This is a genomic window from Paraburkholderia sp. BCC1876 (assembly GCF_902833695.1).
GTDB lineage: Bacteria > Pseudomonadota > Gammaproteobacteria > Burkholderiales > Burkholderiaceae > Paraburkholderia.
The window spans coordinates 1-24,588 of the sequence record NZ_CADFGI010000005.1; the positions used below are offsets into that span (position 1 = coordinate 1).

Below are 24,588 nucleotides of genomic sequence, written 5' to 3' on the forward strand. Positions count from 1 at the left end.
TGCCGCCAGCGTTCAATCTGAGCCAGGATCAAACTCTTCAGTTCAAACCTGTTACTGTTTTTCGGTTCCGTTAAGAACCGGTCGCTCACTCAACGTACTGACGAATTGTTCGATCGTCTTTCGACGGCCAAACCTTCCTTTCATTACTGTGTGAGACTTGATACTTTCGCTTTGCGGCAGATCCCGAAAGATCCGCCTCGCGTCTCGCATCAAGCGCCCACACTTATCGGCTGTTAATTTTTAAAGATCGATTACGCATTCACTACCGGACCAGCACCACGTGTCGTCAACCTCACAACCACCCGGCACCGCTTCGTTCTGCGTCGCTGCATCTGCAGCAGAGAAACGAGATTATGGAGAACTTTCGCTACGTCGTCAACAGGTTTTTATAACTTTTTCAACCCGTTCACTTCGCTGAAACCCTTGCCATTGCTGGCTCTCCCGCCTCCCGTGCCTCGGTGTCCGAAGCACGAAAGAGCGAGATTCTAGCGACCCACGCAGGGCCTTGCAAGCGTTATTTTGATCTGCATTGATCGCGCCAGAATTGGCGCAAAAGACACGTCCCGGCACCGGCCGGGGCGCAGAGACAACACTCACATTCAAGCAACCAAACGCCGGCTCATCACTCGCTCGACTAGGTTCATATAGTGATCGAGGTCCGGCGTCGCGCGATGTTCTTCCTTGGCAAGATCGTCCCATCTGCGCAGACGCAGTGCATCTTCCGCGTAGGGCTTCTGCAGGAACGCGCTCGCCTCCTCGCTGCTGAAAATGCCGCCCTGCAGTTCCAGACTCCGCACGGAGTCGGCGGACAGTTGCCCGAAGTACGTGTCGTCGATTGCGCACAGGCAGCGCTTGGCGTCGACGTGCAAGCGGATCGGTTCCAGCACCGCGTCCGACAACACCGGCCGCAAAAACGGCAGCGCGAAATACTGATGCAGATCGTCGATGCCCCGCTCCGTCGGCGTTTCGCCTTGCAGATTGAGCAGATGCCCCAGGTCGTGCAGGAACGCCGCGGCGACCAGCTCTTCGCCGGCGCCCGCCTGTTCCGCCAACGCCCCGCTCTGCAGCGCATGCTCCAGTTGCGTCACCGGCTCGCCGCTGTAGGCGATCTTGCCGTACTGCTCGAACAGCGAGCGGATGTCGTTCAAACTCAATGCCACGGTCTTACTCCCACGGTAATGAGAAGGTCTTCAGATTGGTGAAGCTCTTCATGGCTTCCTGAACGCCTTCCTTATAGCCAAGCCCGGAATCTTTAATGCCGCCGAACGGTGTCAACTCGATCCGGTAACCGGGCACTTCCCACACGTTGACGGTGCCCACGCGCAATTCGTTGATGAAGCGCGTGATCGCGTCCTGCCGGTTCGTGCACACGCCCGACGACAACCCGAACGCCGTCCCATTGCTGATGCGAATGGCGTCGTCGAGCGTGTCGAAGGTGATGATGGGCGACACGGGCCCAAAGGTTTCCTCACGCACCACCGCCATCGACGGATCGATGCCGTCGAGCACCGTCGGCGAATACAGCGCGCCGTTGCGCTGGTTGCCGAGCCGCAGCCGCGCACCGGCCGCGACAGCCTCGTTCACGCGCGTTTCGAAAAGCTGCGCGGCGGCCACGTCGATCACGGTGCCCATCTGATTCGCCGCGTCGAACGGATCGCCGAACGACCACGCCCGCGTTTTCTCGACCACCAGATCGGTGAAATCCGCCGCGATGCTCTTCTGCACCAGCATCCGCTTGACTGCCGTGCAGCGCTGCCCGGAGTTCTTATACGAGCCCTGCACCGCGAGCGTCGCGGCGCGTTCGAGATCGGCGTCTTCGAGCACGATCAGCGGATCGTTGCCGCCCAATTCCAAAACCACGCGCCGGTACGCCGCCTTCGCCGCAATGTATTTACCGATCGCCACGCCGCCCGTGAACGTAACGAGTTCCGCCAGCGGATGCGTGATCAGTTCGTCGGCGATTTCGCGCGGATCGCCGGTCAGCACCTGCAGCATCGGCGTGGGCAAGCCGGCTTCGTACAGCACGTCGGCGAGATAGAACGCCGACAACGGCACCTTTTCCGACGGCTTCAACAGCACCCGATTGTTGGTCGCGATCGCCGGCGCGATTTTGTGCGCGACCTGGTTCATCGGATGATTGAACGGCGTAATCGCGACGATCACGCCCGCCAACGGCTCACGCTGCGAAAACACACGACGCTGCTTGCCATGCGGCGTCAGATCGCAGGAAAAACTTTGGCCGTCGTCGCGCAACGCTTCGATCGACGCGAACTTGAGCACGTCGGCGACACGGCCAATCTCGTAGCGCGAATCCTGCTTCGACAAACCGGACTCGAGTGAAATCAGATCCGACGCCTGCTCGGTTCGCCCACGCAACAACGCGGCCGCGCGTTCGAGAATCTGCGAGCGCTCGTAGCGCGTGAGTTTCGCGTCATACGCGGCGGCGTATTCGAACGCGGCGCGCACGTCGTCGACGCTGGCCAGCGGAACCGTGCCCACGCGCGTGCCGGTATACGGATCGAACACGTCGAGCGTGCGCGAGCGCAGGGCACGCTCACCTTTGAGCCGCAGCGCTTCCGCCCGAAAAGCCGGATGGTCCCGCAGCGTCGCGTTCATGATGACGACACGCGATTCAAGGCGATGTCGAAGATATCGAAGTTGCGCAGGCGTTTGCCACCGCTGCCTGACGGTAATCCTTCGACACGCCGGTTGAACAGCAACGGCACCTCCTGCTCGGAGATACCGCCATGCGAACGCAACGGCACCGTGAGCCCGGACAGATCATGGTCGGCGCGTCGCGTGCCGAGCACGACATGCTTCGTGCTGACCACGACGATATCGCCGACGCGGTCGTTCGGCAGCTCGAAACGCTCGCACGCGGTGCGGTTATCGAGCACGGCTTCGATGCCCTGCAAGCGGCCGATCCGTTCGATCACCTGCGCGGCGTCGACCTCGCGCGGCAGATAGATCGTCGCGAACGAGCCGAGCGCGCCGTGATGCACCACGTACGGATCGGTGATCGGCAGGATCACGCGTGTGGTCCTGTCGCCGAACCAGTCGTCCAGCACGTCCTGCAGATAGATCACGTTCGGCTCGCCGGTTTGCGGATCGTGCTTGGCGTTCATGCCGTGGTCGGCGGTCAGGCCGATCACCCAGCCGAGCGCGTCGAGCTTCGCGAGGTAGCCGTCCATCATCGCGTAGAACGCGTTCGCGCCTTCGGTGCCCGGCGCCCATTTGTGCTGGATGTAGTCGGTGGTCGACAGATACATCAGGTCGAGCTTGCGCGTTTGCGCGAGCCGCACGCCGGCCGCGAACACGAATTCGGAGAGCCCGGCGCTGTACACGTCCGGCACCGGCAAGCCGACCAGATCGAGCACGTCGGCGATACCGTTTTCTTCGAGCGAGACCTTGTCGGCTTTCTCCGCCGAGAAGCAGATGCCCTTCAATTGCCAGCCGAGCAGACGGCGCAGTTTGTCTTTCGCGGTGACTACAGCGACGGCCGCGCCCGCTTCAGCGGCGGCGGCCAGCAAGGTGCCGGCGCGCAGATAGGCGGGGTCGTTCATCATCACTTCCGCGCCCTCGCCGCCATTCGCGTCCGGGTCCCAGAAGTAATTGCCGCAAATGCCATGCACCGACGGCGGCACGCCGCAGACGATCGACAGGTTGTTCGGGTTGGTGAACGACGGGATCACGCAGTCGCCCTTGAACGCGGCGCCGCCTTTGAGCATCGTGCCGATGAACGGCGCGACGCCGGCCGCAACCGCGGCTTCGAGGTAGTCGAATTCGCAGCCGTCGACGCACACCACCACCGTCGGCTGCGTGGGTAGCCGGTAACGGCGGCCGTTGACGTCGATCGTACGTTCGCTTGCGTCGAGGTTTGCGTTCGGGCTTGCGTTCAGGTTTGCGTCTGCCATCGTTGCCTTCCATGCGTGCGCGCCACGCGCGTTGTATTCAGGTTGCCACGACTCTCACTCGTTCGACGCCGACGACATCCGCGCCGCGCCCGACGTCCCCGTCACTTCGCAGACCGCTTCGCACGCCGCATGCGCGCGCTGCTGGCCGCCAGTTACATGCGCGCGCATCAGCGCCGCGGCCTGCTCTGCGTCGCGCGACGCGAGCGCCGTGAGAATCGCGCGGTGTTCGGCCAGCGAGCGCTCCATCGCGCTCGCATGCACCTCCAGCGCGGCACGCCGGAACAGACTCAATTCGCTGACCAGCCTGCGATACGTCTCATACAGCTTCAGATTGCCCGACGCCGCCACCAGCCCATCGTGAAACCCCACGTTGGCGCGCGCGTAGGCGTCGTGATCCTGGGTGTCGAGCGCCGCGCGCATCGCGTCGAGCCAATCGCGCAGGACCGCGAGCTTGCGGGCGTCGATATGCGCCGCCAGCATCCGGCACGCCGCCTCTTCGAGCACCGCGCGCACCGCGTAAATCTCATCCGCTTCAGCCAGCGACACCGTCCGCACGAACACCCCGCGATTCTTCTCGGTGCGCACGAGACCGGCCTGCTCCAACGCACGAAACGCCTCGCGCACCGGTCCGCGCGACACCTGCAAACGCGCGGCCCAGTCGGCTTCATTGAGTTTGTCGCCGGGTGTCAGCGCGCCTTCGACGATGTGCCGTTCGATTTCGTCGCGGACCAGCGTGGTCAACGAATGCCTGCGCACCACGTCGATCGGATCGACTGAAGACGTTTGCATATATTCGGTCATTTTGACAAATTTTGCCACATCGAAATGTGCGGATGTGCGACGGCGGCACGCCCGCACGCTTCCCGAAAGAGGTTCGTCAGTCTGCCCGGCGACGCGGCACGCGCGCGGCGATCAACAGCAACGCGGCGAGCGAGACCATCAGCAGAATCAGCGACAGCGCGGAGGCCGGCAGGTAGTAGCCGCGCTCCACCTGACCGACCACGACGATCGGCACCGTCGCGAAGCCCGGCGGATACACGGTGAGCGTGGCGCCGAGTTCGCCGAGCGACAACGCGAAGCCGAGCGCGAGGCTGGCGCGGATGGCCGGCACCAGTTGCGGCAACACGACGCGGCGCAGCACCATCGACGGCGGCGCACCAAGGCTCGCGGCCGCTTCGCGCAGAATCGTCAGCTCGGGGCGCAGCGCGGCGGCCGCGCAGCGGTAGCAGAACGGCAGCACCAGCGCGAGCTGCACGAACACGACGATCGCCGCGGAGCTCGACAGATCGAGCGGCCGCTTGTGGTACGCGATCAGCACGGCGAGCCCGAGCACCACGCTCGGCACCCCGTTGGGCATCATCGCGATGGTGTCGACCACGGCGCCGAGGCCGCGGCGGTCGCGCCCTTCGAGCGCCAGCGCGAGCCACAGGCCGACAATCGTGCCGAGCACCGCGACGCCCATGCCGATTTCGAGGCTGGTGGTGAGCGCGTCGAAGTCGCTCGAACCGAGGCGCTCGAACCAGCGCATGCTGAAGCCGTCCGGCAGGATCGTGCCGGACCAGTGCGCGGCCACGCTCGACAACGCGACGACCAGCACCGGCAACACGAACAACCAGAAACACAGCAGCGCGGCGAAGCCGAGAAACAGCCCGCTCAGCAGGCGTGTCAGCAGACTGCGGCGCACCGGCCGCGCTTTCTTGTGCATGACCGGCAAAACGGTCGGGTCGAGTTCAACGGCCATGGCCCGCTCCTTTCACCTTGCGACGGTTGACCTGGCGGTACAACGCGTACAGCGACAAAGACATGATCAGCATGACGACCGCGCCGGCGGCGGCGGTCGGCAGATCGAGATCGACCGTGGCGGAGCTATAGATCGCCACCGGCAGCGTGATCAGATGCGCGCTGCCGAGCACGAGCAGAATGCCGAACTCGTTCAGCGTGAGCAGAAAACACAGAATCGTGCCGGCCGCGATGCCCGGCCACGCGAGCGGCAGGATCACCTTGAACGCGACCATAAAGGTGCTCGCGCCGAGGCTGCGCGCGGCTTCGATCAGACGCATGTCGAGCGTGGCGAACGAGGCCAGCGTGGGACGCACGACGAACGGTGCGTAGAACACCACTTCCGCGAGAATCACGCCGCCCACACCGAACAGGAAATCGAGCGGCGGCGCCTGCAGATGAAACAGCCGCTGCAAGCCGATGCTGACCGAGCCTTGCGAGCCGTACAGAAAGATCAGCGTGAACGCGACCAGAAACGACGGGAACGCCACGAACAGTTCGAGAAAGCGCGTGACCATGCGCGCGCCCGGAAACGGCTTGAAAAACAGCAGCGAAGCCAGCGCCACGCCGAGCAGCGAAGCCAGCCCGGCGCTCGCGAACAGAATCCACAGCGTCGTGCCGATCACGCCGCGCGTTTCCGGATTGCCGAAGAACTGCACATACGCCTGCACGCTCAAGCCGTGCGCGCCGGTCAGACTCAGCAGCACGAGGCGGATCAGCGGATAGATCACCAGCGGGCCGAGCACCACCACCGCGATGAACAGCAGGTGCCATTGCGCCCTGCGCTCGCGCCGCTTCACCGCCGCCGTGTGCGAAGCCGCGCTGGCGCGGCGGCGGGCCGCGGCGGCATCGGCGGCGGCCGCTGCGCCGAGCGAATCGGACGTATCAGGGGTTGATAAGGACGACATCGTCAGCCTCGTAATGCAGGGAAACACGCGCGCCCTTCTCCGGCATCATGCCGTGGCCGCGCTGCATCTGGACCAGCACGGGTTCGTTGGGCATGGCGTCCAGCACGACCGATACCGACAACACCGCGCCATACCATTCGACCGAGGTAATCGCGCCGTGCAATTGACCTTCGCCGAGCGGCACGATACGCAATGCTTCCGGACGCAGACAGGCAACCCGGTCGCGTTCGTTGTAACGCACGTCGCCCATGCCGAAGGCGACCTGCGGCGGCAGCAGATTGGCCGCGCCCAGATAGCGTGCGACGAAGCCGTCGTTCGGCGTGTCGTACAACTGCTGCGGCGTGCCGAGTTGGGCGATGCGGCCTTCGCGCATCAGCAGCGTGCGGTCGGACAGCACCAGCGCGTCGTCCTGATCGTGCGTCACGCAGACGATCGTCAGATTCGGCAGCCGCTCGTGCAGCGCCTTCAGTTCTGAACGCACCGACGCGCGCAGATTGGCGTCGAGTGCGGAAAGGGGTTCGTCGAGCAGCAGCACGTCGGGCTCGATCACCAGCGCGCGGGCCAGGGCCACGCGCTGCTGCATGCCGCCCGACAGTTGCGCGGGCATCACGTGACCGGCGTCGCCGAGCTGCACCAGCTTCAAGGCATCGGCCACGCGCCGTGCGACGTCTTTGGACGGCGTGCGTCGCGCGCGCAAACCGAACGCGACGTTATCGAACACCGACAGATGCGGAAACAGCGCATAGCTCTGGAACAGCAGACCCAGATTGCGCTTGTGCGGCGGCACGTGCGTGAGGTCGTGACCGGCCACGGTCAGCGTGCCGGACAAGCCGTCCGCCTCGATAAACCCGGCGATGAAACGCAACAACGTGGTCTTGCCACAACCGCTGCGGCCTAGCACGGTGAGCAGTTCGCCGCGCTGAATGGTCAACGACAGATCGTCGAGCACCGTGCGCGAACCGAAGCGCACCGTCAGATGGTCGATCTGCACGCCGCCCGGCGTAGTCGAACGCGCGGCGTCGAGCGCGTCCGGTGAGGCGCCGAGCGCGCCTGGGTGAGCAAGACTGGCCGTATTCACCGGGTTCATCCTCCAACAAGATTAATGCTGACGCGGCGCCCCGGGAGACCCGGAGGCGCCGCCTGACTCTATTGCTTCAACCGCGTGGTTACGTCAGCGGCGTTGCTGCTTCAACAGCGCGGTTCAGCCGCGCTGCGAATTACGGCTTACTTCGGCTTGACCACGTCGAGCTGCTTGCCCGACGAACCGATCACGTCGTTCTTCCAGCGTGCGGTCCAATCGGCCTTCTTCGCCATCACCTGGTTCCAGTCCACCGGAATCAGCTTCACGCCGGCGATTGCCTGCTTGACGGCTTCGCCGTTCTTGCCGGCGAGCGGCACGTCGGTGCGGCCCGGAATACCGAAGATGTCCGGCACCTTCGACTGCACGTCCGTCGACATCAGGTAGTCGATCAGCTTCTTGCCTTCCGCCTGGTTCGGACCGTTCTTGATCAAGCCGATCGCGTACGGCAACTGGAACGTGGTCGGCTGGCCGCCGGCCGTGGCCGCGAGGAACACCGGCTTGAGCGACAGGCCACCGTTGGCAGCGTCGTCTAGATCCATTTGCAGATCGCCGTTGGCGACCGCGATTTCGTTGCGCGACAGCAGCACGTCGAGGTAGCCCGTGCCCTTGGTGTGGAACTTGGCGCTGTTTTCGAGCTTCTTCAGATAGTCGAACGCCTTGTCTTCACCCATCAGCGACGACGTCAGGATGATCACCGCCATGCCGTCGCCGGCCGTGGCCGGGTTCGAGTAAGCGATCTTGCCCGTGAAGTCCGGGTGCAGCAGATCGGCGAACGTCTTCGGCTGGGTCTTCGTGACTTCCGGGTTGATCGCGAACGAGAAATAGTTGTTCACGAAAGTCGCCCACGCGCCGTTCGGCGCCTTGGCGATAGCCGGCACGTTCTTGTAGTTGGCGCTCTGATAAGCCTGCAGCAGGCCGCTCTGATCGGCTTGCTGGATGAAGGGCGGCAGCGTGACGATCACGTCGGCCTTCGGCTGATCTTTTTCGATGGTGGCGCGGTTCACTACTTCACCGCTGCCTGCCGTGACGATGTTGACCTTCACGCCTTCCTTCTTTTCGAAGGCCGGCAGCACATCCTTGTAAAGGTTTTCGAGGCCGTCGGCGGTGTACAGGACCACGGCGTCAGCCGCGTGAGCCTGGATGGCCGTGCCGCCGAACGCTGCCGCGGCGACCAGCGCCGGCAACAGCTTGCGTGCGAGACCGGCGGTGGCGTGAAGGGAATTCGTCTTTGTCATGTCGCTCTCTCCGAAAGGCAAAAAACCAGACGGTCGGGATGTCCCGATACCTGTTGTGATTGAACGGCGGTAGCGCCGCGCCGCATGCGTGTTGCCCGCAACCAGCTGTCGTGCCCGGATCCGCACATTACAGATTGCAGATTGCCGACAACTTTGCTGCTTCCTCTTCAGCCTGACTTACAGCTCACCTACGACACTCGCGCTGCGCTGCCATGCCTGAACGGGCATAGCAAGGATCACAGGTTTCCGTGACAACGCCATGACGATTCTGGCAAATTCCAAAAAATGACACAATTCGCCAATAATATCCAAATCGTCGTTTCGTCGACCCGAATGGACGGCGATCCTTCAACCGTCAATTTTCCCCTGCCGACGGAGGCTTGCGTGAACTCTGCCAACGACCCGATCCTGCTGACTCCTGGGCCGCTCACCACTTCATTGCGAACCCGCGAGGCGATGCTGCGCGACTGGGGTTCGTGGGACGCCGCTTTCAATCGCATGACGCACAGCGTGTGCGCCGAGCTGGTGAATATCGTGCATGGCGAAAGCGACTACGTGTGCGTGCCGCTGCAAGGCAGCGGGACATTCGCGGTCGAAGCGGCCATCGGTACGCTGGTGCCGCGTCAAGGCTGCGCGCTGGTGCCGAACAACGGCGCGTATTGTGCCCGTCTGATCCGGATATTGCAGCGTATGGGGCTCGCTTACGTCGAACTGGCGCTGCGCGAGGACCAACCGGTCAGCGCCGCCGCCGTGGAAGACGCTTTCAATCGCGATTCTCGCATCAGCCACGTCGCGCTGGTTCACCTGGAAACGAGCGCCGGCCTGCTCAATCCGCTCGACGATATCGCCGCGGTATGTCAGCGGCACGGCAGGCGCCTGATCGTCGACGCGATGAGTTCGTTCGGCGCATTGCCGATCGATCTGCGGCGCGGCGGCATCGACGCATTGATCTCGGCGAGTGGCAAATGCCTCGAAGGCGTGCCGGGGATGTGCTTTGTGATTGTGCGCCGCAGCGAGCTCGAACGGAGTGAAGGACGTTCGCCGTCGCTCGCGCTGGATCTGTACGATCAATATGCCTATCTGCAGAAGACGACGCAGTGGCGCTTCACGCCGCCCACTCACGTGGTCGCCGCGTTGCGCGAGGCGCTCGACCAGTTTATTGCCGAAGGCGGTCAGCCGGCGCGCGGCGCGCGTTACGCGCGGAACTGCGCGACGCTGGTTAGCGGCATGAAAGCGCTCGGCTTCGAGCCGTTTCTACAGGCCGAGGTGCAGGCGCCGGTGATCGTCACGTTCCACGCGCCGCGCGATCCGGCTTATAACTTCGCGCATTTCTATGCGGCGGTGCGGGACGAAGGCTATGTGCTGTATCCCGGCAAGCTGACGCAGGTGGAGACCTTTCGCGTGGGTTGCATCGGCGCGATCGATGCGGACGATCTGCGCAATGCGGTGGCCGCGATCGATCGCACGCTCGTGCGGCTGGGAATCCAGGTGCGTTAAGCCGCGTGGCCTCAGGCGATCAGAATTTCCGGCCCGTGCGCCGCGATCGCCTTGCCGAGCGAGCGCTCGGGCGCCAGCTCGGTCACCAGATAGCGCGCCGACTCGATCCCGTTGATACGCACCGGCGTCACGCGGCCGAACTTCGAATGGTCGGCGACGATCACCACCATGTCGGCAGCGGCGATCATGCGGCTGCGCACCTCGGCGGCCATGCGGCTGTAGTCGCTCAGATAGCCGTCCGGCGAAATGCCGCCCGCGCCGATGAACGCGAAATCCGCGTGGTACTGCGTGAGCTGATGAACGGTGTCGAGGCCGAAAGTAGCGTCTTCGATATCCGACAGCTCGCCGCCCAGCAGCGTGACGCGATTGTCGTTGCGCCGGCCGAGCAGCAGCGCGATGCGCCAGTCGTTCGTGTAGACCGTGAGCCGATGGCGGTCCAGCAGCGCCCGCGCCACCGCCTGCGTGGTGCTGCCCGAATCGACGATCAGCGACGCGCCGTCCGGCACGAACTCCGCCGCGCGTTCGCCGATGGCGCGCTTCGCGCCGGCATTCGCGGCTTCGCGCGTATCGAGATCGGGCTCGCGCCGGTCGCTCGAGAGCGCGCCGCCGTGGGTGGTGACCAGCAGACCGCGCCCGGCCAGCGCATTCAGATCGCGACGAATGGTCTCGCGCGACACGTTCAGTTCGCGCACCAGCTCGGCCACCGAAAGCGCGCCGGTTTTGGCGACTTGCGCCAGGATGTATTGATGACGTTGTTCTGCGAGCATCGGGTGATGGCCGGGAGCCGGCACACTTGGGTTTCGCCACGGTTGGAGAAGGCCGGCGTATTGTATTACGCGTGACGCGGCGATGCGCCAATTGACGCGCCGACCTGCTAACCTGATCACCCTGGCCGCGCGCCGACGATTGCCGAACCCGCCTCGTCCCTCCACTGAACTGCCGATGCCGCCACTGCTTCGCCGCTTACTGCTGCTGTTCCACGCGCTGCGCTACGGCGCGCGTCTGATCTGGCTGGCCGCGCCCCCCGACCACAAACTGCACTGGATGATCCAGTTGCTCGACCGGGCGCGCGCGTCCGGCCGCAGCGGCGCGAGTCTGCACGGCGTGCTGCCGGCGCTCGGGCCGCTCGCCAGCCGCTTTGCGCAGACGCTCGCCGAACGCCCCGAACTCGCCACGGGCACGTTGCACGACGCGATCGACGCGATCGATCACATGGAAGCCCCGCTGCCGCCCGCGGAATCCGAAGCAGCGCTCGCGCGCGCGTTCGGCCGGCCGCTCGCCACCCTGTTTAGCGCCGTCGATCTGACGCCGGTACGCGGCGGCTTCGCCGAACAAACGCATCTGGCGCGCCTGCTCGTGCCGGTCAACGGTCATAGCGAAGTGGCGATCAAACTGGTGCGCGCCGATCAGTTGCAGCAGATCGGCGACGAACTCGCGCTGCTGCGCTGGGTCGCGCGCTGGATGGAAAAGCTTTCCCGCCGCGCGCGCCGCCTGCAATTGCGCACACTCGCGCAGAGTTTTACCGACGACATTCAGCGCCGCTTCGATCTGCGCGCCGAGGCCGCCAATCTGAGCCAGACCGGCCATCATTTCGACGGCGACAAACGCATCGTCGTGCCGGACGTGATCTGGGACCTGTGCACGAACCACACGCTGACCATGCAGCGCATCAGCACCTTGCCGGCGAGCGATCTGCCGGGGCTGCACGCGCATCACGTCAAGCTCGCGCCGCTCGCCGCGCATATCGTCGAGGTGGTGACCGAGCAGGCGTTCGAGCACGGCTTTTTCCACGCCACGCTCGACTCCCGGCGCGTGCGCGTGAGCATCGAGCCGGACACGCTGGGGCGTCTCGTGCTGGCGGAGTTTTCGATCATGTCGAGTCTGTCGACCGGCGAACGCGAGTTCTTCGTGCACGGCGCGAGTGCATTGTTCGACCAGGATTACGGACGCCTTGCCGAGATGCATCGCGCGGCCGGGCACGTGCCGCACGACACGCGCGCGGAAATGCTCGAAGCCGAATTGCGCACGCGCGCCGAAGCGCATTTCGCGGCGGCGCCGGAAGACCGCTCGGCGGGGTCGCTGTTTCATCATCTGCTGCATGCAGTGCATCCGTTCGACGGCGCGGTGCCGGGGCGGCTCGCCAGTGCGCAACGCTCGTTCCAGCAGGCGGAAATGCTGGCGCGCGCGCTGCATCCGGGCGTCGATACGTGGAATATCACGCGAGGCGTGCTGGCGGGTATCGCGCGGCGCGATCTCGATCATCGCGGCTGGATCAAGCGTCTGTCGCGCGAGTTGCCGCATCTCGCGCATATGCTGCCGCGCGTGCCGCAACTGGCGGTGCGTTACCTGCAGCATGAACACGACCGCGCGCGGACGCCGCGGCAGAGTGCCGAACTGATGGCGGATATCGGTCGTGAATACCGGCGCACGCGGGTTTTGCTGTGGGCGTGCGCGGTGTGCGGCGGGGTGCTGGGGGCGGGGACGGTTTTGTTGATGTGGTGAGGTGGGTGGGCGTGTGAGGTGCTGATGTCTGTGCGACGCAGATGCGGCCCACTAGCCCTACGCCCATTGCAGCTTCGAACAAGACACGCTTCGTGTACCTCGACAAGATGGCGGTTTTTCCACACCACCTCTTCCGATGCTCGCTTCGTCAATCGCCGCGCTGTTTGTCGTGTTGTGGTCGACCGGTTTCGTGGTCGCCCGCGCGATCACGCCCTACGCCGATCCCAATCTCTTTTTGCTCGCGCGCTTCGGCGGCACGGCAACGATCTTCGCGCTCGTCGCGCTCGGCGCTCGCGCCGCATGGCCGAGCGGGCGCGACCTCGGCAAGCACCTACTGGCGGGCGCGCTGCTGCAGGGCGTCTATCTTGGCGCCGGCTATTGGGCCGTGGCGCAAGGACTCAGCGCCGGCGTAATGGCGTTGCTCGGCGCGCTGCAGCCGCTCGTGACCGCCGCCGTCGCGGCACCGCTGTTCGGCGAACGTTTGTCGCGGCGTGGCTGGGCCGGCATGGCGCTCGGTCTGGCCGGCGTCGCGCTGGTGCTCGAACCGAAGCTGGCATCCGCCGCTGTGCCTGCGTCGCACGGCAACGCGCCATCGTGGCTGGTCGTGCTGATTTCAGTGGTCGCGGTCGGCGCGATTACAGCGGGTACGTTGTTTCAGAAAACATCGCTGGCCAAGGCCGATATCCGCAGCGCAAGCGCGGTGCAGAATTTCGGCGCGGCGCTCGTCGCGGGTCTGCTTGCGCTCGCGCTGGGCGAGCATCGCTGGATCGCTTCGGGTACGTTGTGGGCGTCGTTGGCGTGGGGCATCGTGATGCTGTCCGGTATCGGCGTCACGTTGCTGGTGTGGATGGTCAGGCGCGGCGACGCGGCGCGCGCCACCGCGCTGATGTTCCTCGCCCCGCCGCTCGCCGCGCTCGAAGGGTATATCGGCTTCGGCGAAACGTTGCTGCCGGTGCAGATCGCGGGGTTCGGCGTGGCGTTGGTGGGGGTGTTGCTGGCGCGCTCGTGAGTGTGGCGCGGTGCGGTGCGGTGCGGTGCGGTGCGGCGATCATGGCCGGCAAAGCGCAGCGAATCAATGCGCCGGCAGGCAAGTTACCGGCACAACCATCAGCCACGGCGACGGCGACGGCAGCGAATCAATCCGCCGTGTCCGCCGCGGCCGGCACTTTCGCGCGCGCCTTGCCGCCCGGCAGCGGCGACCACGCCGGGCGGCTCTTGCGCTCGGAGTCCACCACGACGATATAGCGGCCCGCCCACGGTGTGACCTGACGATCGCTCTTCAACACCCATAGCGATTTGCCCGATTCGACCAACGCGACATAGCCGGCGTCCAGAATGCCGTAGTGATCGAGAAAGGTATTCAACGACGCGGGAATCCGCACGCAGCCCTTAGAGTGACGAATGCCGAGCACCTGCTCGAGACGGTCGGGATCGGTGGCATGCATCTGGAAGCGCATCTGCGAGATGCCGCCGTTGCCCCAGCCTCGTTCGCCTTGTGCCCAGCCGAGGTCGAAGATGCGCATGTCGCGCTTGCCGTAGCCGCGAATATGGTTTTCGTTCTGCGTGCCCTCGGAACGGAAATCCATATTGGCCGGCGTATGTTCGAACACGCCGAGCGGCGTGATGAAGTGGTCGTACTCGCCCGGCCGGCCGGTGGAAACCGGCGACGCGCCGATCATCTGCCAGGCGTCGGCCGGCGCGCCGCGGAAGTAGATGAACAGCGCCTGCACGTTGGCGTTGCGATCGACCATCACGACATATTGGCCCGACAGATTGCCCAGCGCGTGTTCGACGAGCGCCGTTTGCAGGCGCTCGGCGTAGGCGCGCTGCTCCGTGGCCGGTACTTTTAACCGGCGCGTGACGTCTTTCGTGAACATGTCACGCAGCAATAATGCGCGATGCGGGTCGACGACACCGGCCGCGTCGGGCGCAGCGACGAGGGATGCCACCGCCGAGGCGGAAGGCCCATCCGATTCCGACGGCGCCACAGACACCGCCGCAGACGCAGAAGCAGAAGCAGACGCAGACACCGCCGCAGAAGCAGAAGCCGCCACAGGCCCCGCCGCCAACGCCACGCTACACGACAGCGCACACAACACAGCGCCCAACGCGCCCGTCAGACGATGAAAAGAACGACCCGCGCAACTCGCGCGCGAAGCAGAAAAGAAAACCGACATACCCATTACTTCAATTACTTCAATTACTTCGTGCCGACGCTCCATTGACACAGAGGTCGAGCGATCGGAAACAGGCTGGCCAGGCCGATTGGAGTAGTTCATCGCGTGTTTGAGCAAACCTGATTATTATTGACAGCTCGCCGGCTCATGCGGCGCTCGGAACGAGAATGTTACTTAGCGCATTGCGATCTGTCGATCATGTCTCGCGAGCCGACGTGCAATCCACTTTCTCCGGCGCACCAGCGCCAAAGCTTCAACATTGCGCGATCGCGCGAGGGAGCAGCAAAGCATCATGACGCAACAGGATCCAGTCGCACGTCAAGCCGGCATCGCCGCGGAAATGCACATGGGTGCCGAGTTCGACGCCGCGCAGGAGATCGAGCGCCGGGTCGCTTTTCTGGCGAACTATCTGCGCAGCAGCGGACTGAAGACCTACGTGCTCGGGATCAGCGGCGGCGTCGACTCGACCACGGCGGGACGGCTTGCGCAACTCGCCGTCGAGCGGCTGCGCGCCGACCATTACGACGCGCGCTTCGTCGCGGTTCGCCTGCCCTACGGCGAGCAGAAAGACGAAGCCGATGCACAGCAAGCGTTGCGTTTCATCCGCGCGGATGAAAATCTCGCCATCGACATCAAGCCCGCCGCCGACGCCATGCTAGCCGCGCTACATCACAGCGGCGTGCCGTTCTCGGACGATTCGCAACAGGACTTCGTGCACGGCAATATCAAGGCACGGCAGCGCATGATCGCCCAATACGCGGTGGCCAGCGCCCGCACGGGCGTGGTGATCGGCACGGACCACGCGGCCGAATCGCTAATGGGCTTCTTCACCAAGTTCGGCGACGGCGGCGCCGACGTGCTGCCGCTCGCCGGCCTGAACAAGCGCCGCGTGCGCGCGGTGGCCAAAGCGCTGGGCGCGCCCGAGGCGTTAGCGCACAAAGTGCCGACCGCCGACCTCGAAATGTTGCGTCCGCAACGACCCGACGAGGACGCTTACGGCATCCCGTACGACGACATTGACGACTTTCTGGAAGGCAAGCCTGTGAGCGATGCGGCGCGTCACGTCATCTTGCGTTTCTACGGGGCCACCCGGCACAAGCGGGCGTTGCCGTACACGCCGTTCGACTGGCCGGCGCCGGCAAGCGGGGAATGACACCAGGAAGTTAGCCAACGAAAGACGAAGGAAGGTGGACGGCAGACGGTGGAGTGCAAAGCGCGGAGCATGGAAAAAAGCGCGCGCCCCCGTCTCACCACCGGCCGCAAAAACAGGCCAAGGCGAAAGCGAACCTCTACGACGCTACGCACGCGGGCGTACGTGGACAAACCTACGTCATACCGGCGATGTCTGTCGACAAAACCGCGTAAAGCAGTAAAGCAGATCAGCGAGCAGCCGGCGGTTCATCGCCAAACAGATCGGCGCTCGCCTCGAGTGTCTGGCCGTGCAACTGCTTGCCGTGAATCTCGCGCGCAATCACGTCGCCCACATACGGCACTTCCGCATTCAGTTCGACCGTGGCGTACGCACTGGGCTTGCCGGCGTCGACCACCTCGATATGCTTCGCGTAATGCCCGAGCTCGCGTTTGAGAAATTCCCGCACCTCTTCGGCGCTACAGGATTCCGCAATGTTGCGCACGATCAGGTTCATGCGGCCTACCCTCGGCGCGCGCCGCGACCGGAATTACGGTCCGCGCTCTGCACGCGCACGGGGCGCAGTGCCGCGCGTTGCTTCGCCTGCGCGGCCGCGAGTTCGCAGATCAACGCGGCGCCGGCAGCGCCCAATGCAGCCAATGACAAATAGAAGGCAATCATTTAAATCTCCCCAGCGAAATTCGTCCTATTTTCAGCATAGTCACAATCGACCACAAAAGCGATGCGACACAGTGTCGTCAAAGATGAGCTTTTAAAGACCTGCCTGAATGCACTGTACCTGAATAACGTCGGTCAAAAATAGCAAAACAGCTGTTCATTTAACGATCCAGGCCCGGTCATGCGACCAACGTGACACGTCGGTTGCAAAAAACGGGCCTCGATATGCAGTGCCGCAGCATCCTGCCGGGGGACGTGCGCAACGCGCGGGCTGATCGCGGAGAGCCGATCAGTCCGCTGCTTGCACGTTGGCGGCGCTCACCCACCACGCATTCTTGCCGTGCGGCTGCTGAACCAGCACCGCCGAAGGATCGTCGACGCCGTCGTCCGCGACTTCGCACACCGCGAGACCGTCGGGCAGATGCCTGACCTCGCCGGCCTCCTGGAACAGCGCGACCCGTTGCGCGTTCAACGGTCGCAGTTGCTTGTACACGTCGAAGCTGATGGCGGCGGGCACGTCGCCGCGAATCCGCAACGCGTCGGCTTTACCGCACAGCACGGGCTCGGCGGCCAATGCGGCGGCGCTGCCGAACAGACAGCTAGAAGCAAGCGCCGCGGCGGCAAGACGTGAATGGTTCATGGTGATTCTCCGGAAAAAATGTGGGGCAGCGCGCCGCCCTCGACAAACAAAGCGGCGCGATTCAATACGGGTGGATGAACGAAACCGATGCCGCGCGCGGAGGCGCACGGTCGCACGGTGTCATGGCGGACTATCGTGCCCGGCGCCGCGCTCAGCGCTTTCGCCGGTCGCGACGTCGAGCCGGCTGATGTCGCAAGAGGTTTGACTGAAGCCCGAATACACCACCGACCAATTACCGACGATCGCCGCCTGCGCCTCGGCGAGGCTCAATTTGCCCTCGCATACGCAACGCTTGAGCATGACCGCCGCGCGCGCCTTGCGGCGCTCGCCCTGCTGGCCTGCCCACGGCAGAAGATCGAGATTGGCGGGCGCGTTCGGCGAACCGCCCAACACGACCGGCACGCGCCGGTCGATGGCGAACGCCGCGCCGTTATCGGACTCGATGCCGCGTTCGGCAAGCAAGCGATTCTTGTGCGCCATCAGTTCGCCGAACGGCGGCGCTACGGTGTCCGCGTAACCGGTCCGGCAAATCGTCTCGCCGACGGATTGCTGCGTGACGCGTTCGTCGAGCATGCCGGCCTCTTGCGCGCGGGCCCCGCCCATACGCACCGCGAGTGCCACGGCGAAGCCGAGCAGCAACACGACGCGCGCCCTGTCGCGCGAACGCGCCAAGCCGCAACGGCGTGTCAGCACCGGCGCAACTGCCTCTTCGTAAGTACCGCTGGTCGGGTCGCTGGAATGGTAAGAGCGACGCCCGTTTGCAATGCCTGCGTTCATCGGTCGGCGCGCCGGTAGCGGCACGCAATAGTTCAATTCGCGGACCAATTAGAACACATTCAAAATGCTTACGTAAAACTCCGTGCCTCACGCTTGTCCGTGGACAAGCGTGAGGGTTCGTTCCCTCGCGTCAGCACACGGCTAACAACGCCGCTTACTTCGCCACGCGAGCCTGCAACGCGCGAATCCGGGTGAGCGCCTGCGTGTTCGACACCGTTGTGTCGTACATCTTCGCGAGATCGGCCTTCAGCGCCGTGCGCGACGCGCCGTCGAGATACACCATGTGCCCGGACGGATAGAAGCGCGCCGACAGGTTCTGCCGGACCTGCGCGCTGAGCAACGGCATTTGCTGCAGATCGAGCACGGTCTGATAGAACGGCGTGACGAAATCGTAGAAGCCGTTCGCCGACAGCACCTTGAGATCGGGATTGAGCGCCATCACGGCGGCGAGATCGCCGGCGGTGTAGAGAATGACGTTGCCCTTCGCGTCTTTGCCCTTCTGCGCGCCGGTCGGATCGATATGGCTGAAATCCCAGTACTGGAACGCCTGATCGTTCAGATCGGTGAACGACGAATTCGACGTGTACTTCAACTGCTCGTTCAGATACACGTTCCACATCGTCGTATAGACGCCGGTAACCGCCGTCATGGTCGGATCGTTGCCGCCCGAGTTCGGGTCGATCTTGCCGGCAATGCCCGTTTCGATCGCCGTCACGCGGCCGTCATACTCGCCGAGCGCGAGCCCCTGCGATTTCAGCAAGGTGGTCAGGAAAAGCGAATTGCCGCGACTGTCGTACGACGCGATATCCAGGCTCCACGCTTGCAGGGTCGCCTTGTCGATGCCGGTGTATTCGCTCAGTTTCTCGACCGTCGCGGAATCGGTAGTCGGAAATTTGCGCAGCGCGGCCAGATAGTCGGTGCGCGCGAATTGCGCCACCTCTTCCGCGAACGTGCCGAGATCCGTGGGCCGTGGCGCGATGCCGAGTTTCTTGTGATACCACGCGTCCGCCGCCGCGGTGGGCAGCGCGCCGACCGGATTGCCGGACTGCGTGTAATCGAGAATCGACGATTGCAGCGTAATGCCGTTCAGATCGACGCCGTCTTCATGCAGCCGGTAGGCCAGCACGCAACTGCGCGCCGTGCCGTACGACTCGCCGTACAGATACTTCGGCGAATTCCAGCGGTTGTTCTTGGTCAGAAAACGCTTGATGAACTGCTTGAGCGAATCCGCGTCCTGATCGACACCCCAGAAGGCGCGATTGGTCTTCGGTGCAATGGCCGCCGAGTAGCCGGTGCCGACCGGATTGATGAAGACGAGGTCGCTCTTGTCGAGCAGACTGTCCGGGTTGTCTTCCATTGCGTACGGCGCGGGCGGCGTGAAGCTCGGCATCGCGGTCTTGATGCGGCGCGGCGCGAACGAGCCCAGCAGCACGAACACCGAAGACGACCCCGGACCACCGTTATAGAAGAACGTGACCGGGCGCGTTTCTTCCTTCTGGTTGTCTTGCGTGAAAGCCACGTAGAACAGACTGGCCTCGGGCAGCGAACTGCTCGGGTCGACGATGACAAGGTGGCCCGCAGTCGCCGTGTAATCGATCTTGTGCCCGCCGATCGAGATCGAGTGATGGGTGACCGCGGCGGTCTCGGCGGTGTTGGTAATGGAATCGTCCGGCCCATTGCCGTAGGCAACCGGATCGAAGAACGGCTGATCGCCGCCCTTGTGCGCTGCGCCAGCGGCCCCGGCTGCGGCCGAAGCATGCGCATTGTGCGACGACTGCGGACTAGCGGAAGCTGACTCGGTGTTCGTCATGATCGCTCCATGGGTACGTTCACGTCTGGTTGGCCGTATCTGCCAACCAGACTATAGTGCGGCGGCTACCGTCTGACCATTGGGACTGCCGAGTCCCGTGCAGGCGTCCCAGCCCACGGACGCCTCGTAACTCCCGTTATTGCCTTGCGTGATGTCGTTGCACACGCCGGCCGCCTTGTACAGCTTGGGATTGATAAAGCCGACCGGCTGGCCTTTCGCCGCATTGATCCGCGCGATCAGCGCGCCCCACAGCGGCGCAACCGCGCTGGTGCCGCCGACCACCGTCTGCGTGCCGTCGATCAGCACGCTGTAGCCGGTCACCGGCGAGGCGTCGCCCGCCACGTCCGGCACGCCGCGCCCGCTGAGCGGCGTCTTGACGCCCTTGGCCGAGGTGGACGACAAACCCTGCTGCCACACCGGCACCGGGAACGCCCGGCTCACGCCGCCGCCGGTCGCGCCGCCTTGCGAGCCGTCGTTCCACACCACCTCGTGGGTGATCGACGTGCCCGACGCGGTCAGATTCGTGCCGCCGCAGGCCAGCACATACGGACTTGAAGACGGAAAGTCGACCTCGTTGCCGCTGCTCACGCCGTCGCTCGACCCGCTGTCGCCCGAGGCCACGCAAACTGTCACGCCGAGCGCGGCGGCCGACTGCAGTGCGCTGTTGAAGGCCTGCAACGACTGGCTGGTCCAGTTCGATTCCGGGCCGCCCCAACTGATCGAAATCACCGATGGCTTGTTGGTCGTGTCGTGGATCGCGCGGCTCACCGCGTCGATGAAACCGGCGTCGCTGTTCTGCGTGAAATACACCGCGACCGTCGCGCCCGGCGCGATCGAGCCGACGATCTCGACGTCGAGCGTGACTTCGCCGTCCGGACCGGACGGATCGCCGCTCGGCTGATTGCTGCCCTGGTCGACGCCGACCGATTTCACCGTGGGCGACCCGACGCCGAGACTCGCGAAATACGATTTGAGGTCGGACGTGTTGTAGCCGCCGCCGAGTTCGACGATGCCGACGCACTGCCCGCTGCCGTCGCCCTGCGGATACTGATAGAGCGCCGCGATCTGCGGCGGCGTGAATGAAACCTGATGCCCCTTTGCCGGCTGGAACGGCGGCCGGATCCGGAAGTGCGGCCGCGCCGGCGGCCGGTTGTCGAGCCCGAGCACGGCTTCGACCACGCCGTGCAGGTCGTCCGGCACGCTGATCGTGCCGGTGCGGCCGCGGAACTGGCCGGTGGTGTGATGTTCGTAGTGCTCCAGCTTGACCCCGAATGCGGTCTGGAACTGCGCGATCGTGCCGCTCAACAGGACCGAGCGCGCTGCCGGATCTTCACGCACCACCGTCAAACCGTGCGCGGCGGCGAATGTCTTGACCTTCGCGAGGTCCTCCGGCGCGGCGCCGTAGTCTTTGGCGAAGGCTTCGCGCGACAACGGCTTGACGCCCGGGTCGCCCGCTTCGATACGGCTCATCAACGCATTGAACTGCGCCTGCTGCTGACGGCGCACCATCACGAACACTTCGATCCGCTCCGACGGATCGCATTGCCCCACGACTTTCGAACCTTCCTCTGCCTTTCGCTCGCTGCCTGGCAGCGGGTGCTTATTGACCATGGTGTCGACTCTCCTGTTGGCGTGACGGCGCAGACCGCAAAGCGGACCTGACGCACCGCACGCGTCGCTACAAGCTCATTGCCGGACGAGACGGACTCGCGCGGCACCGTGCTGATTCAAGGACTTCGCCAAACCGTCCGACCAATGCATTCGACCACAGTTCCGGCGCACGCGGCAGTTAGCCGAACGGCTAACGTCGCGCTGCATCAATGCGCATGACCGACCGCCCGCGCTATGATGCTGCAGCGGCAATCCAGCCGTTACATTGCCTCGCGCGCCACCCGCGCGCACGATCAAAGAATCAGAGGAACCCCATGTCAATTTCGATGTATCAAGCATCCCTGCCCGTACTGATTCGCGGCCTGACGAACCTGCAAGTCATCCTGGGCAAGGCTCAGGCGCACGCGGCGGAAAAACAGATCGAGCCGTCGGTGTTCACGAACGCGCGACTCGCGCCGGACATGCTGCCGCTGGTGCGCCAGGTGTATATCGCGAGCGACACGGCGAAGGGCTGCGCCGCGCGTCTGGCCGGCGTCGAAGCGCCGAAATATGAAGACGTCGAACTGAGTTTCGACGACCTGCATGCCCGCCTTCAAAAGACGATTGATTATCTGAAGGAATTCAATGCAGAACAGATCGACGGTTCGGAAGCGCGTGAGATCACACTGAAAATGCGCACCGGCCCGATCGAGTTCACGGGCCTGTCTTATCTGCTGGGGTTCGTGCTGCCGAATTTCTTTTTCCACATCACGACGGCCTACGACATCTTGCGTCACAACGGCGTCGAACTCGGCAAGCTCGATTATCTGGGCGGGATCAAGTAACGCTTAGTGACGCTTAAACACGCGGCTGGAAGGCGATGACGGCCATGCCGGCCAGCGTGCGTGAACCGCATCCCCGTGCGCGGTTCTCTATCGGCTGTATTAACACAATCAGTTGGCGTGCAGGCACGGTGCATGCGAGAGTCCTGCTGTCCTTTACCGATCGCTACCCACCATGAGCACCGAGTCTCCCTGTATCGACATCTGCAAGTTCGACAGCAAAACCGGTTTATGCATTGGCTGTTTGCGTACGCGCGACGAGTGCAAAAGCTGGAAGAAGATGAAAGACAAGCATCGCAGGAAAATCATCGAGGACCGTTCGCGCCGCGAGCATAAGCTGAGCAAATAGACGCGACGGCCAGGCGCGCCACCTTGGAAACCCGGCGCAGCGGCGGCCCATCAGGCCACTGCCGCGCCGCCTTGACTCATCGAGTCAGGTCAAGCCGCTCAATCCAGCGAAAGCCGCAGCGCGAAACCAATCAGCGCCGCCGAAAACGTCCAGCGCTGCAAAGTCTGTGCGAGCGGATGCGCCCGCATCCAGCCGGCAATGCGCGCCGCGCCGACCGCGAACGACAGGTCGAAGCACGCGCCGACGGCTAGCAGCACCAGCCCCAGTTCGACCATCTGCAACGCCACCGGCCCCGCCTCCGGGCGCACGAATTGCGGCAACAGCACGGAACAGAACAACAGCGCTTTCGGATTCAGCAGATTGGTCAGCAAGCCCTTCACGAACGACGCCCGCAACGGCTGCGGCTCCACGCTCGCAACGGCTGCCGCAGCGCCCGCGTCGGGCAGCGCAAACACCGGCGAACGGAAAATCTGAATCCCGACCCATGCCAGATACACCGCGCCGCCATAACGCACCACGTCGTACAACCAGGGCGCGTTGCGCAACAGCGCGGCCACCCCGCAGGCCGATAGCGTGACGTGCGTCGCGCGCGCCAGACCCAGGCCGCCGGCGGCCGCGAAACCGCTGCGTACGCCGCGTCCGATACTGGTTTGCAGGACCAGCGCCATGTCCGGCCCGGGCACGGCGTAGACGACGAACAGCGCAGCGATATAGACGACCAACAGGTGTGCGGAAATCATAGAAGCCTCTTGTTTTAAGGGCTCTATCTTGCCGCTGTCGATGGAGGGTTTGCTGGCGAATTGCCGGGCCGACCGCGTAAAAATTGGAGGAATACGCTAAAATATCGCCTCCCCGGCACGATTCGCCCTAAGCCCTTCGCAAGCGCCCGAAATCATGACAACCGACCTCGATAAAACCGACCGCGCGATCCTGGCCGCGCTGCAGAAAGACGGCCGCATGTCGAATGCGCGCCTGGCCGATCTGGTGGGGTTGAGCGAGACGCCTTGCGCGCGTCGGTTGAAGCGCCTCGAACACGACGGCTATATCGACGAATACCGCGCGGTGCTGTCGCGTTCCGCGCTCGGCCTGGGCGTGGTGGCGTTCGTCCATGTGCGCTTCGCGGTGCACGACCGCGCGCTCGCGACCCGCTTCGAGCGCGAGGTGCAGGCGATTCCCCGCATCCTGTCGTGTCACAACGTGTCGGGCAGCGCCGACTACATCCTGCAGGTGGTAGCGCGCGATCTCGACGATTACGGCACCTTCATGCGCGACGAGATGCGCAGTTTGCCGGGCGTAACGTCGGTGGAATCGGCCTTGTCGTTGCGCGAAGTGAAGGCCAACGGCGGCTTGCCGCTGTTCTGAACGCGAACCGCGGATCGTGGCATAGTCACGCCTTTGATGCGGCGCGAGCCGCCCGAACGAGCACGGAGTTTTCATGGAACACGACAAGGCGCGAGCCGAAGAAGCAGCCGCGATGGAACGCGTATTGACCGCGACCCAGCGGGTCAAGACGGCGTTCACGTCGCTGCAATCGCAATTTCCGCCGGCAGGTAGCGGCCAGCCGTCGCAATTCGCGCTGACCACGTTCGACGCCGCGCTGCAGGAACTCGAAGACGCCCAGGCCGCGTTCGACGAACTGCTGGGCGACCTGCTCGACGGCAATCGTTGAGGTGAGTGGGT

The 24,588-nt window shown here is 64.2% G+C and carries 25 protein-coding genes; 8 read left to right on the top strand and 17 right to left on the bottom strand.

The genetic code is table 11. From position 1 onward, the window contains the following. Nucleotides 1-599: 599 nt before the first annotated feature. The 8 genes from HWY05_RS18935 to phnS form a co-directional block, all read right to left on the bottom strand. Nucleotides 600-1,160: a phosphonate degradation HD-domain oxygenase gene (locus tag HWY05_RS18935; protein ID WP_176059215.1), complete on the bottom strand. Its 561-nt coding sequence runs from the start codon at nucleotides 1,158-1,160 to the stop codon at nucleotides 600-602. Between the two features lie 4 nt (nucleotides 1,161-1,164). Further along, nucleotides 1,165-2,616: a phosphonoacetaldehyde dehydrogenase gene (gene phnY, locus HWY05_RS18940; RefSeq protein WP_176059216.1), complete on the bottom strand. Its 1,452-nt coding sequence runs from the start codon at nucleotides 2,614-2,616 to the stop codon at nucleotides 1,165-1,167. After that, on the bottom strand, nucleotides 2,613-3,914 hold the full coding sequence (gene phnA, locus HWY05_RS18945) for a phosphonoacetate hydrolase (protein WP_176059217.1): 1,302 nt from the start codon (nucleotides 3,912-3,914) through the stop codon (nucleotides 2,613-2,615). Before phnA ends, phnY begins: the two co-directional genes overlap by 4 nt. A gap of 54 nt (nucleotides 3,915-3,968) precedes the next feature. Continuing rightward, nucleotides 3,969-4,715 (bottom strand): phosphonate utilization associated transcriptional regulator, encoded by a 747-nt coding sequence (locus HWY05_RS18950; protein ID WP_035556393.1) that lies wholly within the window; start codon nucleotides 4,713-4,715, stop codon nucleotides 3,969-3,971. A 76-nt stretch (nucleotides 4,716-4,791) separates the two neighbouring features. Then, a complete protein-coding gene (phnV, locus tag HWY05_RS18955; protein WP_176059218.1) occupies nucleotides 4,792-5,655 on the bottom strand; it encodes a 2-aminoethylphosphonate ABC transport system, membrane component PhnV in 864 nt (287 codons plus the stop codon). Further along, nucleotides 5,645-6,601, bottom strand: coding sequence for a 2-aminoethylphosphonate ABC transporter permease subunit (gene phnU / locus HWY05_RS18960; RefSeq protein ID WP_035556392.1), 957 nt, complete (start codon nucleotides 6,599-6,601; stop codon nucleotides 5,645-5,647). The genes phnV and phnU overlap by 11 nt, the downstream gene beginning before the upstream one ends. Continuing rightward, nucleotides 6,579-7,679, bottom strand: coding sequence for a 2-aminoethylphosphonate ABC transport system ATP-binding subunit PhnT (gene phnT / locus HWY05_RS18965; protein ID WP_035563002.1), 1,101 nt, complete (start codon nucleotides 7,677-7,679; stop codon nucleotides 6,579-6,581). The genes phnU and phnT overlap by 23 nt, the downstream gene beginning before the upstream one ends. Before the next feature lie 146 nt (nucleotides 7,680-7,825). Continuing rightward, complete coding sequence (phnS, locus tag HWY05_RS18970) at nucleotides 7,826-8,917, bottom strand: 2-aminoethylphosphonate ABC transporter substrate-binding protein (protein WP_035556390.1); 1,092 nt, start codon at nucleotides 8,915-8,917, stop codon at nucleotides 7,826-7,828. A gap of 333 nt (nucleotides 8,918-9,250) precedes the next feature. On the opposite strand from phnS, the gene HWY05_RS18975 reads away from it, so the two are divergent. Next, nucleotides 9,251-10,414, top strand: coding sequence for a 2-aminoethylphosphonate--pyruvate transaminase (locus HWY05_RS18975; RefSeq protein WP_176059219.1), 1,164 nt, complete (start codon nucleotides 9,251-9,253; stop codon nucleotides 10,412-10,414). Between the two features lie 11 nt (nucleotides 10,415-10,425). Here the strand turns inward: HWY05_RS18975 and HWY05_RS18980 are convergent, their stop codons facing one another. Beyond that, complete coding sequence (locus HWY05_RS18980) at nucleotides 10,426-11,181, bottom strand: DeoR/GlpR family DNA-binding transcription regulator (RefSeq protein ID WP_176059220.1); 756 nt, start codon at nucleotides 11,179-11,181, stop codon at nucleotides 10,426-10,428. Between the two features lie 175 nt (nucleotides 11,182-11,356). Here HWY05_RS18980 and HWY05_RS18985 point away from each other — a divergent pair, with 175 nt between their 5' ends. Then, nucleotides 11,357-12,916, top strand: a complete 1,560-nt coding sequence (locus tag HWY05_RS18985; protein ID WP_035556384.1) for an AarF/UbiB family protein — start codon at nucleotides 11,357-11,359, stop codon at nucleotides 12,914-12,916. Nucleotides 12,917-13,052: 136 nt separating this feature from the next. Continuing rightward, nucleotides 13,053-13,925: a DMT family transporter gene (locus HWY05_RS18990; RefSeq protein ID WP_176059221.1), complete on the top strand. Its 873-nt coding sequence runs from the start codon at nucleotides 13,053-13,055 to the stop codon at nucleotides 13,923-13,925. Between the two features lie 127 nt (nucleotides 13,926-14,052). Here the strand turns inward: HWY05_RS18990 and HWY05_RS18995 are convergent, their stop codons facing one another. Continuing rightward, a complete protein-coding gene (locus tag HWY05_RS18995; RefSeq protein ID WP_244146647.1) occupies nucleotides 14,053-15,195 on the bottom strand; it encodes a L,D-transpeptidase in 1,143 nt (380 codons plus the stop codon). Between the two features lie 190 nt (nucleotides 15,196-15,385). Between HWY05_RS18995 and nadE the strand changes: the two genes are divergently transcribed. Further along, on the top strand, nucleotides 15,386-16,246 hold the full coding sequence (nadE, locus tag HWY05_RS19000) for an ammonia-dependent NAD(+) synthetase (RefSeq protein WP_176059222.1): 861 nt from the start codon (nucleotides 15,386-15,388) through the stop codon (nucleotides 16,244-16,246). Nucleotides 16,247-16,472: 226 nt separating this feature from the next. On the opposite strand, the gene HWY05_RS19005 is transcribed toward nadE, so the two are convergent. The 6 genes from HWY05_RS19005 to HWY05_RS19030 all read right to left on the bottom strand — a co-directional run bounded on the left by HWY05_RS19005 (nucleotide 16,473) and on the right by HWY05_RS19030 (nucleotide 21,738). Beyond that, nucleotides 16,473-16,739 carry an RNA-binding protein gene (locus HWY05_RS19005; RefSeq protein ID WP_035556375.1) on the bottom strand — a complete coding sequence of 89 codons (267 nt, stop codon included), beginning with the start codon at nucleotides 16,737-16,739 and terminating at the stop codon, nucleotides 16,473-16,475. Nucleotides 16,740-16,744: 5 nt separating this feature from the next. After that, nucleotides 16,745-16,903 carry a hypothetical protein gene (locus HWY05_RS19010; RefSeq protein WP_176059223.1) on the bottom strand — a complete coding sequence of 53 codons (159 nt, stop codon included), beginning with the start codon at nucleotides 16,901-16,903 and terminating at the stop codon, nucleotides 16,745-16,747. Between the two features lie 286 nt (nucleotides 16,904-17,189). Continuing rightward, nucleotides 17,190-17,540 carry a hypothetical protein gene (locus HWY05_RS19015; protein ID WP_035556373.1) on the bottom strand — a complete coding sequence of 117 codons (351 nt, stop codon included), beginning with the start codon at nucleotides 17,538-17,540 and terminating at the stop codon, nucleotides 17,190-17,192. Between the two features lie 120 nt (nucleotides 17,541-17,660). Further along, nucleotides 17,661-18,317, bottom strand: coding sequence for a hypothetical protein (locus HWY05_RS19020; protein WP_176059224.1), 657 nt, complete (start codon nucleotides 18,315-18,317; stop codon nucleotides 17,661-17,663). A gap of 154 nt (nucleotides 18,318-18,471) precedes the next feature. Then, the gene (locus HWY05_RS19025) at nucleotides 18,472-20,127 is read right to left on the bottom strand and encodes a peptidase S1 (protein ID WP_176059225.1); all 1,656 of its coding nucleotides are present in this window, start codon (nucleotides 20,125-20,127) and stop codon (nucleotides 18,472-18,474) included. 51 nt (nucleotides 20,128-20,178) lie between these two features. Next, on the bottom strand, nucleotides 20,179-21,738 hold the full coding sequence (locus tag HWY05_RS19030) for a S53 family peptidase (protein WP_176059226.1): 1,560 nt from the start codon (nucleotides 21,736-21,738) through the stop codon (nucleotides 20,179-20,181). Nucleotides 21,739-22,052: 314 nt separating this feature from the next. On the opposite strand from HWY05_RS19030, the gene HWY05_RS19035 reads away from it, so the two are divergent. Beyond that, complete coding sequence (locus HWY05_RS19035) at nucleotides 22,053-22,562, top strand: DUF1993 domain-containing protein (RefSeq protein ID WP_176059227.1); 510 nt, start codon at nucleotides 22,053-22,055, stop codon at nucleotides 22,560-22,562. A gap of 172 nt (nucleotides 22,563-22,734) precedes the next feature. Continuing rightward, entirely contained in the window at nucleotides 22,735-22,908 is a 174-nt protein-coding gene (locus HWY05_RS19040) for a DUF1289 domain-containing protein (protein WP_176059228.1), read from the top strand. A gap of 98 nt (nucleotides 22,909-23,006) precedes the next feature. Here the strand turns inward: HWY05_RS19040 and HWY05_RS19045 are convergent, their stop codons facing one another. Next, a complete protein-coding gene (locus HWY05_RS19045) occupies nucleotides 23,007-23,648 on the bottom strand; it encodes a LysE family translocator (protein ID WP_176059229.1) in 642 nt (213 codons plus the stop codon). A gap of 154 nt (nucleotides 23,649-23,802) precedes the next feature. Between HWY05_RS19045 and HWY05_RS19050 the strand changes: the two genes are divergently transcribed. Beyond that, complete coding sequence (locus HWY05_RS19050; protein WP_035556359.1) at nucleotides 23,803-24,270, top strand: Lrp/AsnC family transcriptional regulator; 468 nt, start codon at nucleotides 23,803-23,805, stop codon at nucleotides 24,268-24,270. 73 nt (nucleotides 24,271-24,343) lie between these two features. Further along, nucleotides 24,344-24,577 carry a hypothetical protein gene (locus HWY05_RS19055; protein ID WP_035556356.1) on the top strand — a complete coding sequence of 78 codons (234 nt, stop codon included), beginning with the start codon at nucleotides 24,344-24,346 and terminating at the stop codon, nucleotides 24,575-24,577. Nucleotides 24,578-24,588: the final 11 nt, after the last annotated feature.